The 15,716-nt window shown below is 70.7% G+C and carries 12 protein-coding genes; 5 read left to right on the forward strand and 7 right to left on the reverse strand.

The genetic code is table 11. The features are described 5' to 3' along the window. The first annotated feature begins 40 nt into the window (after nt 1-40). The gene (locus ACLF6P_RS01545) at nt 41-865 is read left to right on the forward strand and encodes a maleylpyruvate isomerase family mycothiol-dependent enzyme (protein WP_415947447.1); all 825 of its coding nucleotides are present in this window, start codon (nt 41-43) and stop codon (nt 863-865) included. 142 nt (nt 866-1,007) lie between these two features. Here ACLF6P_RS01545 and ACLF6P_RS01550 read toward each other — a convergent pair whose 3' ends face one another. The 3 genes from ACLF6P_RS01550 to ACLF6P_RS01560 form a co-directional block, all read right to left on the reverse strand. After that, a complete protein-coding gene (locus ACLF6P_RS01550) occupies nt 1,008-2,309 on the reverse strand; it encodes an MFS transporter (protein WP_415947448.1) in 1,302 nt (433 codons plus the stop codon). Then, on the reverse strand, nt 2,306-2,968 hold the full coding sequence (locus tag ACLF6P_RS01555; protein WP_415947449.1) for a GntR family transcriptional regulator: 663 nt from the start codon (nt 2,966-2,968) through the stop codon (nt 2,306-2,308). Before ACLF6P_RS01555 ends, ACLF6P_RS01550 begins: the two co-directional genes overlap by 4 nt. Before the next feature lie 133 nt (nt 2,969-3,101). After that, on the reverse strand, nt 3,102-4,562 hold the full coding sequence (locus ACLF6P_RS01560; RefSeq protein ID WP_415947450.1) for a M1 family metallopeptidase: 1,461 nt from the start codon (nt 4,560-4,562) through the stop codon (nt 3,102-3,104). Nucleotides 4,563-4,943: 381 nt separating this feature from the next. On the opposite strand from ACLF6P_RS01560, the gene ACLF6P_RS01565 reads away from it, so the two are divergent. Beyond that, nucleotides 4,944-6,353, forward strand: a complete 1,410-nt coding sequence (locus ACLF6P_RS01565) for a cellulase family glycosylhydrolase (protein WP_415947461.1) — start codon at nt 4,944-4,946, stop codon at nt 6,351-6,353. 109 nt (nt 6,354-6,462) lie between these two features. Here ACLF6P_RS01565 and ACLF6P_RS01570 read toward each other — a convergent pair whose 3' ends face one another. Genes ACLF6P_RS01570 through pdhA form a run of 3 tightly spaced genes read right to left on the reverse strand, consistent with a single transcriptional unit; the run spans nt 6,463 to nt 10,209 of the window. Further along, nucleotides 6,463-7,953: a dihydrolipoamide acetyltransferase family protein gene (locus ACLF6P_RS01570; RefSeq protein ID WP_415947451.1), complete on the reverse strand. Its 1,491-nt coding sequence runs from the start codon at nt 7,951-7,953 to the stop codon at nt 6,463-6,465. A gap of 10 nt (nt 7,954-7,963) precedes the next feature. After that, nucleotides 7,964-8,968 (reverse strand): alpha-ketoacid dehydrogenase subunit beta, encoded by a 1,005-nt coding sequence (locus ACLF6P_RS01575; protein ID WP_415947452.1) that lies wholly within the window; start codon nt 8,966-8,968, stop codon nt 7,964-7,966. Nucleotides 8,969-8,970: 2 nt separating this feature from the next. Further along, nucleotides 8,971-10,209: a pyruvate dehydrogenase (acetyl-transferring) E1 component subunit alpha gene (gene pdhA / locus ACLF6P_RS01580; RefSeq protein WP_415947453.1), complete on the reverse strand. Its 1,239-nt coding sequence runs from the start codon at nt 10,207-10,209 to the stop codon at nt 8,971-8,973. A gap of 425 nt (nt 10,210-10,634) precedes the next feature. On the opposite strand from pdhA, the gene ACLF6P_RS01585 reads away from it, so the two are divergent. Together ACLF6P_RS01585 and ACLF6P_RS01590 are read left to right on the forward strand one after the other, a co-directional pair. Further along, entirely contained in the window at nt 10,635-11,294 is a 660-nt protein-coding gene (locus ACLF6P_RS01585) for a response regulator (RefSeq protein ID WP_415947454.1), read from the forward strand. Between the two features lie 323 nt (nt 11,295-11,617). Next, complete coding sequence (locus ACLF6P_RS01590; RefSeq protein WP_415947455.1) at nt 11,618-12,043, forward strand: pyridoxamine 5'-phosphate oxidase family protein; 426 nt, start codon at nt 11,618-11,620, stop codon at nt 12,041-12,043. A 22-nt stretch (nt 12,044-12,065) separates the two neighbouring features. Here the strand turns inward: ACLF6P_RS01590 and ACLF6P_RS01595 are convergent, their stop codons facing one another. Then, nucleotides 12,066-13,655: a protein kinase domain-containing protein gene (locus ACLF6P_RS01595; protein WP_415947456.1), complete on the reverse strand. Its 1,590-nt coding sequence runs from the start codon at nt 13,653-13,655 to the stop codon at nt 12,066-12,068. Nucleotides 13,656-13,974: 319 nt separating this feature from the next. On the opposite strand from ACLF6P_RS01595, the gene ACLF6P_RS01600 reads away from it, so the two are divergent. After that, entirely contained in the window at nt 13,975-15,615 is a 1,641-nt protein-coding gene (locus ACLF6P_RS01600; RefSeq protein WP_415947457.1) for a protein kinase domain-containing protein, read from the forward strand. Nucleotides 15,616-15,716: the final 101 nt, after the last annotated feature.

Raw genomic sequence — 15,716 nt, forward strand, 5'->3', positions numbered from 1 at the left:
CCGAGCCCGCGCAACCGAACCGCCCGAGGGGTCCCGTCCTGTGAGTCTCCATCCCAGCCTTCAGTCCTACGCCGATGCCTGGACCCACTCCGTGGAAGCGATATCCGAGCTGCTGCAGCCGCTCGCGGAGGACGAGTGGAACAGGGCGACGCCCTGCCCCGGCTGGTCGGTGCGGGACATCGTCTCCCACATCATCGGCGTCGACTGCGAGATGCTCGGCGACCCGCGGCCCATCCACACGCTGCCACGCGACCTGTACCACGTGCAGACCGAATCCCAGCGGTACATGGAGGTGCAGGTCGACGTACGCCGGCACCACACCGCGCCCGAGATGACCGCCGAGCTGGAGTACACGATCATCCGGCGCTCCCGGCAGCTGCGGAACGAGTCGCGGCAGCCCGAGGCCAAGGTGCGCGGCCCGCTGGGCAGCGAGGAGAGCCTGGAAGACGCCATGCGCAGGCGGGCCTTCGACATCTGGGTGCACGAGCAGGATCTGCGTACCGCCCTGGACAAGCCCGGCAACCAGGACTCGCCCGGCGCCCTGGTGGCCCGCGACCTGCTCCTCGACGCCCTGCCCAAGGTGGTCGCGAAGCGGGCGTCGCCGCCCCCGAACTCGGCCGTCGTCTTCGATGTGCACGGCCCGGTGGAGTTCCTGCGTACGGTGCGGATCGACGCCGAGGGCAGGGGCAGCGTCGACAGCGCCCCCTCGCTCGGCCCCGCGGCCACCCTCGCGCTCGACTGGGAGACCTTCCACCGGCTTGCCGCCGGGCGCCTCGCGCCGGAGAGCGTCACCGACCGCGTCAAGGCGGAGGGCGACCAGGGCCTGGCCCGCGCGATCGTCGACGGCTTCGCGATCACGCCGTAGCGCACGGGGTTCGTGGCGCAGCGCGCAAGTTCGTGGCGCGCGGGTTCGTGGCGCGCGGGTTCGTGGCGCGCGGGTTCGTGGCGCGCGGGTTCGTGGCGGCTCGCCCCGTCGCGGCTCGCGCCGTGACCGCCCGCGCGCGCCGTCACGCCGGTACGTGCAGGGTCTCCACGCGGCTTGCCACGAGCCGTTCGCGCTCGCGGCGGGCCGCGTGCCGGCGCAGACGCAGGATCTGGCTGAGCCCGAGCGCCTGCAGGACGAAGAGCGAGCAGAAGGCGATGCGGTAGTTGTCGCCGGTCGCGTCGAGCAGCACACCGACCGCGAGCAGCGTGGTCATCGAGGCCATGAAGCCGCCCATGTTGACGATGCCGCTCGCGGTGCCCTGGCGTTCGGGCGGATTGGCGGGGCGCGCGAAGTCGAAGCCGATCATCGAGGCGGGCCCGCAGGTGCCCAGGCCGATGCAGAGCAGCACGAGCAGCCACGTCGGCGCCCGGTCGCCGTAGGCGCCGAGGGTCAGCGCCCAGAGCAGCGCGGTCAGGCCGATGGTGCCGAGGGCGATCGGGGTGCGGGCGCGGTGGCTGCGGGCGATGATCTGGCCGTAGACGAGGCCGATGGTCATGCTCGACAGGACGGTGAGCGTGAGCAGTTCACCGGCGGCGCCGCGGGTCAGGCCCTGTGCCTCGACGAGGAACGGCAGCCCCCACAGCAGGGTGAAGACCATCATCGGGAACTGGGTGGTGAAGTGCACCCACAGGCCGAGCCGCGTGCCGGGTTCCCGCCAGGCCTCGGCTATCTGGGCGCGCACGAAGGCGAATCCCCGGGCCTTCACGGGTTCCGGTGCGTGGCCTTCGGGGTGGTCCTTGAGGAAGAGCAGCATCAGGGCGAGGACGACCACGCCCGCGAGCGAGCTGCCGACGAAGGCGGCGGTCCAGCCGATGCCGTGCAGCAGCCTGGACAGGACCAGGGTGGAGACGAGGTTGCCGCCCATGCCGATCAGTCCGGCGAGCTGCGCGACCAGCGGGCCGCGGCGGGCGGGGAACCAGCGGGTGCCCAGGCGCAGCACGGAGATGAACGTCATCGCGTCCCCGCAGCCCAGCAGGGCTCGGGCGGCGAGCGCCATCCCGTACGAGGGGGCGAGGGCGAAGGACAGCTGGCCGAGCGTGAACAGGACGGCCCCCATGGTGAGGACCCTCTTGGTGCCGAGGCGGTCCACGAGCAGGCCGACGGGTATCTGCATGCCTGCGTAGACGAGCAGTTGGAGGATCGAGAAGGTGGAGAGCGCGGAGGCTCCGACGTCGAAGCGTTCGGCGGCGTCCAGGCCCGCGACGCCCAGGGACGTGCGGAAGATGACGGCGACGAAGTAGACCGAGACGCCGATCGACCAGACCAGGACGGCGCGCCTGCCGCCGGGCGGATCACCGGGCAGGCGCACTGCCGCAGCGCTCATCGGGCTTCCCCGCGGGCCAGCGTGTGGAACCAGCCGATGTGCCGGTGGACCGCGGCGACCGCCGTCTCCGCCTCTCCGGCGCGCAGGGCCTGAAGGATCTCGGAGTGCTCGGCGAGGGTCTTGGCGGTGCGGTCGGGATGCGAGTGCATCACGGCGATGCCCATGCGCAGCTGGCGGTCGCGGAGCTGGTCGTAGAGGCGGGAGAGGATCTCGTTGCCGCCGCTGCGGACGATCTCGGCGTGGAAGCAGCGGTCGGAGTGGGCGGCGGCCGTGTAGTCCCCGGCGGCGGCCTGTTCGCGCTGCTGTGCGAGGAGTTCCTCCAGGCGGGCGATCAGCTGCGGCGGTGCGGGGACGGCCTTGCGCAGCGCGTGCTCCTCGACGAGCAGCCGGGTCTCGACCACGTCGGCGATCTCCTGCGCCGATACAGGCAGGACCAGGGCGCCCTTCTTCGGATACAGCCGGATCAGGCCCTCGACCTCCAGTTTGAGCAGCGCCTCGCGGACGGGCGTGCGGGAGACGCCCACGTCGGCGGCGAGTTCGCCCTCGGTGAGGAGGGTGCCGCCTTCGTAACGCCGCTCCAGGACGGCCTGCTTGACGTGCTGGTAGACGCGTTCGGCGGCGGGTGGCTGCTTGAGGGAGGGTACGGGCGCGGCGGGCATGCGCACAGCATAGATACATCATGTGCGCAACACAGGTCCCGCCCACAATGCGGACGGGACCTGCGGGCTACGGGGCGTGAGCACGATACGGGCCGGACCTGCGGGCTACGGCGCGCGCGGGTGACCTGCGGGACTACGGCTGTGCGGGCTTGCCTTTCCCGTACAGCCAGACGTCGAAGATCTTCCGTACGTTCTTCCCTGACGTGAACTCCGCCACCGCGATGAATTCCTTGATCCTCGCCGGCTTGCCTGCGAACTCGGAGGTCCAGAACTTGAGGATCTCCTCGAACTTCGCGTCGCCGACCGCCTCGCGCACCTTGTGCAGGGCCATCGCGCCGCGGTAGTAGACGGCCGGGTGGAAGATGTTCCCGGCCTTGCCCGGATCGCCCGGCGCCACCTTCCACAGGTCGTCGTCGGCGGGCACGGTGTCGTAGAGGTGGTCGAACCAGTCCTGCGCGCTCGCCTCGCCGTGGTCCTCCTCCCACAGCCACTGCGCGTACGTGGCGAAGCCCTCGTTCAGCCAGATCTGCGACCAGTCGGCGAGCCGCACGGAGTTGCCGAACCACATGTGGGCGTATTCGTGGGCCATCACGACGTCCTCGGGCGCCTGCCCGTAGATGGGACGGCCCATGGTCTCCAGGGCCGCGCCCTGGTCAAGGTCGTGGTCGACGATCGCGCCCGCGGAGTCCACCGGGTAGGGGCCGAAACGCTCCTCGGCCCACTCCACGAACTCGGTGATCCGGCCGAGGGTCCGCTCCGCGTCCTTCGCCTGCCGCGGGTCGGCAGCGGTCACCACGGGCACGCCGGAGGCCGGCTTGCGCGTCTTCACCTCGAAGCGGCCGACCGCGAGCACGGTCTGGTACGGGGCGGTCGGGGTCGCGTTGTGCCAGCTGAAGCTGCGCATCCCGGACCCGGCGGGCTCACCCTCCGACTTGCCCACGAGCCGGCCTGCGGCGATGCCGCTGAGCCCCTCGGGGACGGTGATCTTCGTGTCGTACGTGGCCGGATCCAGGGTCGTGTTGTTGACGGGGTACCAGGTCATCGCGCCGAGTGGCTCGCCCATGACGTAGGCGCCGTCGTCGGTGGTGTACCAGCCGTCCTTGTGCTCGTCGCCTTCGCCGAGCGCCTTCGGATTGCCGGAATAGCGCACCTCGACGGTGAAAACGCGGGCCCCGACAAGGGGTTCGGCAGGCGTGACGGTCAGCTCGGTTCCCTCGTGCCGGAACTCGGCCTCGGCCTTGTTGACGGTGACCGCGGAGACCTTCAGGCCGGACAGGTCGAGGTTGAAGGCCGAAAGGTCCTGGGTGGCCTTCGCCTTGAGGGTGACCACGCCGTCGAGGACCCTGTCCGTCTTCGGGCGGACGGTGAGGTCGAGGGCGTAGTGCAGGGCGTCGTAGCCGCCGTTGCCGGCGTCCGGCAGCAGGGAGTCGCCCGCGCCTGGGGCGCCAGGGGTGCCCTGGACCGCCGCCGGGGGCTTGGCGTCGGTCGGCGGGGACGAGTCGGCGGGGTCGTCCCTGCCCGGGCCGCCGGAGGAACACGCGGTCAGGAGCGTGAGTGCGCTCAGCGCCATCAGCGTGGGAACAGGTCTTCGCATGACCGCATCAGACACGAAGGCGATCACCGGAAGAAAGGGTTCTTCGGCAACCGTGCCCAAGGGGTTACGGCTGTCACGGCTGGTGGCGCGTCACGGAGGGGCTGGTGGCGCGTCACGGACAGGCCGGTGGCGCGTCGCGGACAGCCCGGTGCCGCGTCACGGACAGCCCGGTGCCGCGTCACGGACAGGCCGGTGGCGCGTCACGGACAGGCCGGTGGCGCGTCATGGAAGGGACAAGTACGCACCCTTGCCTGTGGAACCCCCAGCATGTTGGCTGTACACCGCCAAAACTGAACATCCGTCAGGAATGACCGCCGACTGTGCCGGAGGCCGCCCGTGTCCCGAGTCCGCCGCGCGTACCGCTTCGCCCTCGGCGCGCTCCTGTCCTGCGCCTTGCTGGCCGGACTGACCGTGCTCACCGCCCCGGCCCCGGCACGTGCCGCCGCGGCGCCGCAGGACCACAGGTCGCCGGGACGGCCCGGCCACCAGGAACCGCCGCCGCTCACCGACGACCGCGGCCGGGTGCTCACGCTGCGCGGCTGGAACGTGGAGGACAAGACGAACCGGGGCGACAAGGCCCTGTCCGCGATCACCGAGCAGCACTTCCGCGATCTGCGGGCCCAGGGCTTCAACTTCGCCCGTCTGCTGGTCTTCTGGGACGACCTGGAGCCACGGCGCGGCCAGTACAGCGAGCGCTATCTGCGCAAGATCGAACGGATCCTCGACTGGGCGCGGCACCACGACATCCACGTACTGATCGACGCCCACCAGGACGTCTTCGGCCCGGCCTTCGACCACCGCGGCATCCCGGAATGGGCCACCCGCACCGACGGCCTGCCCTTCACCCCGCACCCCGAGGACTGGTTCTCCGAGTACTTCGAACCCGCCGTGCAGCGCGCCTTCACCCATCTCTACGAGGACGCGGACCTGCAGCGCGCCCAGGCCGCGATGTGGCGGGTCCTCGCCGCGCGGCTCGGCGACCACCCGGCCGTGCTCGGCTACGACCTGATCAACGAGCCCATGGGCGAGATCCGCCCCGGCGAGGACCTGCCGACGGCCGCCCGACGGATCGAGAGCGAGCAGGTCACCCCCATGTACCGGCGCCTGGCGCGGGCCATCCGCACGGTCGACCGGGACAGCTGGCTGTTCGTCGAGCCCACCCCGATCGTCGGCGAGGCGGTCCCGACGGGCCTCGGCGAGGTCAGGGACCCGAAGGTGGTCTACGCCCCGCACTTCTACAACACCGCGATGGAGGCCGGCCAGGACTACGATCCCTCGGCGGGCTGGATCGAGGCCTACGAGGCGGCGATCGTCCAGTACCCGACCCGGTACCGCGTCCCCGTGGTGGTCGGCGAATGGGGGCCGCTGAACAACTCGCTCCCGAACATGGGCCGCTTCTACGCGGACGCGCTCGACTCCCTGAACCGCTACAGCTCGGGCTGGGCGGGCTACGTCTGGTGCTACGGCGGCGGCTACTGCGCGGTCGACGGCGAGGGCCGGTTCCGTACCAACAAGGAGCAGACCGCGTCCCCGTACGCCCCGGCGGTGGCGGGCCGGGTCCGCACCGACCACTGGCAGCCCGACACCTCGGTCTACCGCCTCGACTACCGGGCCCGCCCCTCGTGGGCCGGGACCGAGCTCTCCCTGCCCCCGTCCCCGGACGGCTGGCGCATCGAGGTCCACGGCGCGGCCCGCGCGGACACCACGACGGTGGCCCGGGACCGGCAGGCGACGGTACGGATCCACGCCCGGCCCGGCGCCCGGGTACGCGTCACCGTCACCCCGCGGTGAACGGCACGGAGGTGACGGCACGGAGGTGACGGCACGAAGCCCCGCCGTGGGTGCGCGGTCTGCGCACCCGGGGCGGGGCTTCGGGCGTACGGGGTCGTACCGGGTCGGGCTATGCCCAGGTCATCAGGCGCTTCGGCCGTTCCAGGACCGCCGCGATGTCCGCGAGAACCTTGGAGCCGAGTTCACCGTCGACCAGGCGGTGGTCGAAGGACAGAGCCAGCGTCATGACGTGACGCGGCTTGACCTTCCCCTTGTGCACCCACGGCTGGAGCTTGATCGCGCCGACCGCGAGGATCGCCGACTCACCGGGGTTGAGGATCGGCGTACCGGTGTCGACGCCGAAGACGCCGACGTTGGTGATGGTGACCGTGCCGCCCTGCATGGCCGCCGGGGTCGTCTTGCCCTCGCGGGCCGTGGCGACGAGTTCACCGAGCTCGGAGGCGAGCTGGGGCAGCGTCTTGTCGTGCGCGTCCTTGATGTTCGGCACGATCAGACCGCGCGGGGTGGCGGCCGCGATGCCCAGGTTCACGTAGTGCTTGAGCACGATCTCCTGGGCTGCCTCGTCCCAGGACGCGTTGACGTCCGGGTTGCGCTTGATCGCGACGAGCAGCGCCTTCGCGATCAGGAGCAGCGGGTTGACCCTGAGGCCCTGCATGTCCTTGTCGGACTTCAGTTCCTCGACCAGCTTCATGGTGCGCGTGACGTCGACCGTCACGAACTCCGTGACGTGCGGCGCGGTGAAGGCCGAGCCGACCATCGCGGCCGCGGTGGCCTTCCGTACGCCCTTGACCGGGATACGGGTCTCGCGGCCACCTGCCACGGGAGCCGGAGCCTGAACGGGGGCCGCAGCGGCGGGCGTTGTTTCACGTGAAACAGCGGGGGCGGGTTCGGCCTCGGGAGCCGGGGCGACCGCCGCGTGCACGTCCTCGCGCGTGATGATCCCGTCCGGGCCGCTCGGCGTGACCGTGGCGAGGTCCACGCCCAGGTCCTTGGCGAGCTTGCGCACGGGGGGCTTGGCGAGCGGGCGGGCGCCGGGCACCGCGGTGGCGGCGGGTGCCGCGGGAGCGGGGGCGGCCGGGGCGCGGCCGTTCAGCTCCGCCTGCACGGCCGCGGCGGGCGAGGCGGGGGTGGCCGCGGACGCGGTCTCCTGGGCGGGTGCCCCGGAGACGTCCTTGCGGGCGCGTCGCTTCGTCGAGCTCTGCGAGACGCCGTAGCCGACGAGCACCGGCTGGCGGCCCTCGGGCTCGGCGGCGCCCTCCTCCGCGGCGGGGGCGGCGGGGGCCTCGGGGGCGGCGGCAGCGGGTGCCGCGGCCGGTGCCTCGGGAGCGGCACCCGAGCCGGGCGCCACGTCCACGGTGATGATCACCTGGCCGACGTCGACCGTGGTCCCCTCGGGAAAGCGCAGCTCGTGCACCACACCGTCGTAGGGGATGGGCAGCTCGACCGCGGCCTTCGCGGTCTCGACCTCGCAGACGACCTGCCCGTCGGTGACGCTGTCACCGGGCTTGACGTACCAGGTGAGGATCTCGGCCTCGGTGAGTCCTTCGCCGACGTCCGGCATCTTGAACTCGCGGAAGCGGGCTTCAGTCATGGTGGTCACGACCCTCTCCTCAGTACGCCAGCGAGCGGTCGACGGCGTCGAGCACCCGGTCGAGGCCCGGCAGGTACTCCTCCTCCAGCCGCGCCGGCGGATACGGCGCGTGGAAGCCGCCGACCCGCAGCACGGGGGATTCGAGGTGGTAGAAGCACCGCTCGGTGATCCGCGCGGCGATCTCCGCACCCGCACCGTAGAAGACGGGGGCCTCGTGCACCACCACGAGGCGGCCCGTCTTCTCCACCGAGGTCTGGATCGAGTCGAAGTCGATCGGGGACATCGACCGCAGGTCGACGACCTCAAGGGACTTGCCCTCCTCCTGGGCGGCCGCGGCGGCCTCCAGGCAGACCTTCACCATCGGGCCGTAGGCCACGAGGGTCGCGTCGGTGCCCTCGCGGACCGTGCGCGCCTTGTGCAGGGGCGCCGGGATGGACTCCCCCGCGGCGGAGCCGCTAATAGGCGCAGTGACCTCGGACTTGTCCCAGTAGCGGCGCTTGGGCTCGAAGTAGATCACCGGGTCATCGCTCTGGATGGCCTGCTGCATCATCCAGTAGGCGTCCTGTGAATTGGACGGCGAGACGACCTTCAAACCCGCGACATGCGCGAACAGCGCCTCCGGCGACTCGGAGTGGTGCTCGACCGCGCCGATGCCGCCGCCGTAGGGGATACGGATGACGACCGGCAGCTTGACCTTGCCGAGCGAACGGGCGTGCATCTTCGCGAGCTGCGTGACGATCTGGTCGTACGCCGGGAAGACGAAACCGTCGAACTGGATCTCCACGACGGGCCGGTAGCCGCGCAGCGCGAGGCCGATCGCGGTGCCGACGATGCCGGACTCGGCGAGCGGGGTGTCGATGACCCGGTCCTCGCCGAAGTCCTTCTGCAGGCCGTCGGTGACCCGGAAGACACCACCGAGTTTGCCGATGTCCTCGCCCATGAGCACGACCTTCGGGTCGGTCTCCAGGGCCTTGCGCAGCGATTCGTTGATCGCCTTCGCGAGGGGAAGCTTCTGTGCGGCCATGGTTACTTGCCCTCCCCGTGAGCACCCGCGGCGGAGCCGCTGATGGATTCCGTGGCGAAGGACGCCTGGTAGGCGGCGAACTGGGCGCGCTCCTCGTCGACGAGGGCGCTCCCGTCCGCGTAGACATTCTCGAAGATCGCCATCATGTCCGGGTCCTCCATGGCGCGCACGGCCTCACGGACCTGCTTGCCGAAGGCCTCGGACTCGGTCTCCAGGTCCGCGAAGAAGGCCTCGTCGGCCATCTTCTCGGCGAGGAGGTAGCGGCGCAGGCGCAGGATCGGGTCCTTGGCCTCCCAGGCGGCGCGCTCCTCGTCCTGGCGGTACTTCGTCGGGTCGTCGGAGGTGGTGTGGGCGCCCATGCGGTACGTGAAGGCCTCGATCAGCATCGGGCCCTCGCCGCGGCGGGCACGCTCCAGGGCCGCACGGGTGACGGCGAGGACGGCGAGCACGTCGTTGCCGTCGACGCGGACGCCCGGGAAGCCGAAGCCCTCGGCGCGCTGGAACAGCGGGACGCGGAACTGCTTCTCGTTGCTCTCCGAGATCGCCCACTGGTTGTTCTGGCAGAAGAACACGACCGGGGCGTTGTAGACGGCGGCGAAGTTGAAGCCCTCCATCACATCGCCCTGGCTGGAGGCACCGTCGCCGAAGTACGCGACGACGGCCGAGTCGGCGCCGTCCTTGGTGATGCCCATGGCGTAACCGGTGGCGTGCAGGGCCTGGGAGCCGATGACGATCGTGTACAGCTGGAAGTTGTTGGTGTTCGGGTCCCAGCCGCCGTTGTTCACGCCGCGGAACATGCCGAGCAGCTTCGACGGGTCGACCCCGCGGCACCAGGCGACGCCGTGCTCGCGGTAGGTCGGGAAGACGTAGTCGTCGTCCTTCGTGGCGCGTCCTGAGCCGATCTGGGCGGCCTCCTGGCCGAGCAGCGAGGGCCACAGGCCCAGCTCGCCCTGGCGCTGCAGCGCGATCGCCTCGGCGTCGAACTGCCGGGTCATGACCATGTCCCGGTACAGGCCGCGCAGTTCGTCGGCGCTCAGCTCGATCGCGTAGTCCGGGTGCTCGACGCGCTCGCCCTCGGGGGTGAGGAGCTGGACGAGCTCGGGCTCACCGGGCTTCGCGTTCTTGGCGGCGGTCTTGCTCGCTGCGGTCTTGGCGGCCTTGGTGCCGGCTGCCTTGCCACCGGCTCGCTTGCCACCGCTGGTGCGGCGCGGTGTGCGCGCGGCGGTGCTTTCCACGGTCACGTGTACTCCTCCGTCGGTCCGGCCCCCGGGATCGGCCGGGAACCAGTGCGGCTCACCTGGATCCGTACCCGCGCACGGGGTGGGTGCGTTCGGGAATGGCGGGTTCAGGTGTGACAGGTGCCCCGGCGAGCGCCCTGTACAAAGCACGTTACCCACGGGATCGCATATCTGCGAAACCCCATCTGACCTGCGATTTTGCTTGGATTTCCAAGTAAATCCCAGATCCCGGGAACAGCCGCTGGTCAGCGCCGTGCAAGGGGCCGGAACCCGTGCACGTTATCCCGGTCACCCACGCCTTTGGAAGAGTCATTTTTCCGGGCGGGCACCGCACCGGCCTCCCGGCGGGGGCCGGGCGGGTGCTTTCCGGGGCGCATGGGGCGGCATCGCCCCGGGCGGCGGAAGGGGCCGTGTGTGACACTGGCGACGTGCGCGAAGATGGAAAAATCACCGTATTCCTTCTCGACGATCATGAAGTAGTACGTCGAGGAGTCCATGAGCTGCTGTCCGTCGAATCGGATATCGAAGTGGTCGGCGAGGCGGGAACGGCCGCGGACGCGCTCGTGCGCATTCCCGCCACCCGCCCCGACGTGGCCGTACTCGACGTCCGGCTGCCCGACGGCAGCGGAGTCGAGGTATGCCGGGAGATCCGCTCGCAGAACGAGGACATCAAATGCCTGATGCTCACGTCGTTCGCGGATGACGAGGCGCTTTTCGACGCGATCATGGCGGGTGCGTCCGGATATGTGCTGAAGGCGATCCGCGGAAACGAGCTGCTCACGGCGGTACGGGATGTGGCGGCCGGCAAATCGCTCCTCGACCCCGTCGCCACCGCACGCGTCCTGGAGCGCCTGCGGGACGGGAACAGGCGCGGCGACGACCGGCTCGCGAACCTCACCGACCAGGAACGCAGGATCCTGGACCTGATCGGCGAGGGCCTCACCAACCGCGCCATCGGCGAACGCCTCCACCTCGCCGAGAAGACCATCAAGAACTACGTCTCCAGCCTCCTGTCCAAACTGGGCATGGAACGCCGCTCGCAGGCGGCGGCGTATGTGGCGCGGATGCAGGCGGAGGAAAGGCGCTGAGGGGTTCGCGGGGCTGACGTCCCGTGCGTCCCGTGCGCCCCGTGCATGGGCTCCGCCCCCTGCGCCCCGGGCGGCGGGACACCTCGTCGGCGTACGGCAGCCGCCCTCGGGCGTCCTCGGACGTCCTCGGGGGGGGCGTCCTCGGGCGTCCTCGGGGGGGGCGTCCTCGGGCGTCCTCGGGGGGGCGTCCTCGGGCGTCCTTCGCAGCCGCGCTCGGACACCTTTCGCAGGCACCCCGGGGTGTCTTTATTCGGGACTTACGTCCTGAGTGTGGGGGGCGGGAGGCTCTTTCGGAGGCGGCGGGCCGCGCCGATCGTGGAAGCATGCCCACCGATGCACATGACGCGCCCCGCGCGCTGCAGCTCCTCTCCGACGTTCCGTACGGGCGGGTGGCCACCAGCATGCGGGCGCTTCCCTTCCTCGCCCTGGCCCGGCACATCGTCGTGGACGGCCGCGTCCTGCTGCGGATGCACAAGGGCTTCGGCTACCACCAGGCCTGCGTCGGCAGCGTCGTCGCCTACGGCTGCGACAACATCAACTCCGACGCGGACGACCTCTGGTCCGTGCAGGTCGTCGGCCTGTGCGAGGCCGTCGAACCGGGCATCGAGGAGCTCGACGGCTTCGGCCCGACCCCGCACTTCGTGAACGAGACCCCGTACGAGCCCGTCTACCTGCGCATCGACCCGCAGGTCTTCACCGTGCACAGCATCAGCCGGGCGCATGCCTGGCAGCTGGAGCAGGCGGGCTGAGGCCCGGCCTGCGGGGGGTGGTTCAGGCCCCGTCGGGTTCGTCACCCGGGTCAGGGCTGCCCGACCCGCCGCCCGTGGACGGCTCCGAGGGCTCGTCCGTCGGATCCTCCGTCGCGGGCTCGGAGCCGTCCGTGGGGTCCGGCTCCGTCGTCGGGTCCTCGGTCGGCGGCTGGGTCGTCGGGTCCTCCGTAGGCGCCTGGGTCGTCGGCGCCTCGGTCGTCGGGTCCTGGTTCGTCCAGTTGCCGCCCGTGCCGCCCGGCTCCGTCTCCTCCTCGGTGGTCGGGTCCTTCGAAGGCTCCTCGGTGGGTTCCTGTTCGGACTGCGTCACCGACGGGGACTCGGTGGGGTTCTCGCCCTTGTTGCCGCTCGTCTGGGAGAGCGCGAGCGCGACGCCCGCGATCACGGCGATCACGGCGAGCACCACGAACATCCAGGCCTTGCCGCCACGGGAGCCCCCGTTGCCCTGCCCGCCGTAGCCGCTGCCATAGCCGCCGCCGTAGCCGCCGTCGTCGTAACCGTCGCCACCGGGGCCGCCCGGGCCGTACGGCAGCATCGGCTGCGGAATCTGCGAGGTCCCCCCGCCGTCCGGATGGCCCGCCGCGGGCGAACCCATCGGGGGCGTACCGCCGCCGCCCTCGTGCATCAGGACCGGGCCGGTGTTCCAGGTCCCGGTGTGCCCGCCCTTCTCCTGCAGCATCTGCAGTGCGTACTGGACGAGCCCGCGCATCTCCTCGGCGCTCTGGAACCGGTCGTCCGGCTCCTTGGCGAGCGCGCGCAGCGCGAGCCCGTCGAGCTCCGGCGGCACCCCGTCGGACATCTCGGACGGCGGGATCGGCTGGTCCTGTACGTGCTGGTAGACCACCGACAGCGGCGTCTCACCCATGAACGGCGGCCGCAGCGCGAGCAGTTCGTAGAGCAGACAGCCCGTGGCGTACAGGTCGGAGCGGTGGTCGACGGCCTTGCCGAGCGCCTGCTCCGGGGACAGGTACTGGGGCGTGCCCATGACCATGCCGGTCTGCGTCATCGTGTTGGACGCGCCGTGCAGGGCGCGCGCGATGCCGAAGTCCATCACCTTCACCGCACCGGTGTGGGTGATGATCACGTTCGCGGGCTTGATGTCGCGGTGCACGATCCCGTGCTGATGGCTGTACGCGAGCGCCTCTAGCACCCCGGAGACGATGATCAGCGCCTGGTCGGGGCCCGGAGCCTCGGCGTTGATCAGCAGATCACGGATGGTGCGGCCCTCGACGAGCTCCATCACGATGTACGGGATGGTGTTGCCGCCGATGATCTCCTCACCGGAGTCGTACACCGCCACCACCGCATGGTGGTTGAGCCCGGCCACCGACTGGGCCTCGCGTGTGAAGCGGGCCTTGGAGACGGGGTCCTCGGCGAGATCGGAACGCAGCAGCTTGACGGCGACCGTACGGCCGAGCCGTACGTCCTCGGCGCCGAAGACCTCGGCCATGCCGCCGCGGCCGAGCCGGTGGGTGAGGCGGTAGCGGCCGTCGCCGACCAGACCGTTGTTGCCCCACTGCTCGGGGGATTCCGGCACTGCGCTGCCGCCAGTGGACTCGGGGTCGGACGGGCCCTGAGCGCGCTGCTGGTCCATCGGTCCTCGCCGTCGTTTCCTGTCGTGCCTACGTGCCGAACGTGCTGCGGTCTTCGCCCGGCCACGCTACAGGCTTTACGCGGCGCGCCGGTCCGGAGCCGGTGTGGGAGGTTGACCGGCCATCCAACCCGCTGCGGGGGCGGCCGGGCAAATCCTGTGCGAAGTCCGTAACGCTTGCGGGACGGTTCTTGTGCGTACGGTCACGGAACGGGCACCCGGCTTGACGTGTCGGTGCCCTACGGCAGACTTACCCCGGAATACAAGGGATCTTCGCGCACTTGGGCGGCCGAATCGGGCGCCTGATGGGGGACGAACGGACATGAGCCAGGACGGCGCACACGGCGGCCGGTACACAGGGCGCTCCCTGGCGGGCGGCCGCTACCAGCTGCGGGACCTCCTCGGCGAGGGCGGCATGGCCTCCGTACACCTGGCCTACGACGCCACGCTCGACCGCCAGGTCGCGATCAAGACCCTGCACACCGAGCTGGGCCGTGAGCAGTCCTTCCGCGAGCGCTTCCGCCGCGAGGCCCAGTCCGTCGCCAAGCTCACCCACACCAACATCGTCTCGGTCTTCGACACCGGCGAGGACGATGTGGACGGCTCGACGATGCCGTACATCGTCATGGAGTACGTGGAGGGCCGCCCGCTCGGCTCGGTCCTCGACCAGGACATCGCGCAGTTCGGCGCGATGCCCAGCGACAAGGCGCTGAAGATCACCGCGGATGTGCTGGCCGCCCTGGAGATCAGCCACGAGATGGGCCTGGTCCACCGCGACATCAAGCCCGGCAACGTGATGATGACCAAGCGCAACGTCGTCAAGGTCATGGACTTCGGCATCGCGCGGGCCATGCAGTCCGGCGTCACCTCCATGACCCAGACCGGCATGGTCGTCGGCACCCCGCAGTACCTCTCGCCCGAGCAGGCACTCGGCCGCGGCGTGGACGCCCGATCCGACCTCTACTCCGTCGGCATCATGCTCTTCCAGCTGGTCACGGGCCGCCTCCCCTTCGAGGCCGACTCGCCGCTCGCCATCGCTTACGCGCACGTCCAGGAGGAGCCCGTCGCGCCCTCCTCGATCAACGCCTCGCTGCCGCCGGCCGTGGACGCGCTGGTCGCCCGCGCCCTGAAGAAGAACCCCAACGAACGCTTCCCGACCGCGGAGGCCATGCGCGACGAATGCCTGCGCGTCGCCCAGTCCTTCCAGGCCGCCGCGCCCTCGATCGTGCCCGGCGCACAGACCGCGGCCGGCTCCGGCGTCGGCTCCGCGGTCTTCCCGCCGGTCGGCACGGGCACCCCGGCGCCCGGCCCGGGCAGCGTCCAGCAGCCCTACACCCCGAACCCCTACGGCGGCCCGGCCACCCCCGCCCCCACTCCTACCCCGGGCTACGGCTACCCGCAGCAGAACGGCTACCAGACCCCCGCCCCGGCGGCGTACAACACCGGCCCGCAGCAGGCCTCGTCGACCCCGCCGCCGTACAACATCACCCCGCAGAACTCGACGATGTCCGCGGGCTCGAACGGCGGCTCCGGCGGCGGCCGCAACAAGCCGGTGATCATCGGCGCGATCGTGATCGCCCTGCTCGCCGTCGGCGGCCTGGTCACGGCCCTGGCCCTGCAGGGTGACGACGGCGGGAAGGAACCCGAGACCAAGCCGACGCAGTCGGTCGGGGTCGGGCACAAGGGGCCGGACACGACGAAGACGATCGACGTCGAGGAGTGCACCGAGCCACGTGAGGGCCAGGACCCGAAGAAGATCAGGGTCCCGAACTTCCGCTACAAGAACATCGACTCGGTTCTGCTCTGCCTGCAGGATGCAGGCTGGAACTACGACAAGCAGAACGTCGACGAGAACACCTACGGCCAGGACACCGTGATGGACCAGTGGCCGGCACCGGGCACGGAGGTCGTCGAGGACGAACTGAGGATCACCCTGAAGGTGTCCACGGGCAATCCGTCCTGACGGCACCCACAGCCCTGTGCGGGAGGCCCGGCCGGAATCCTTCATCGACGCTGACTCTGTCGGGGATCTTGGCGGTCTGCTCAGTCTCTGGCGGACCGCCA

The organism is Streptomyces lothianensis (assembly GCF_047779955.1).
Classification (GTDB): Bacteria; Actinomycetota; Actinomycetes; order Streptomycetales; family Streptomycetaceae; genus Streptomyces.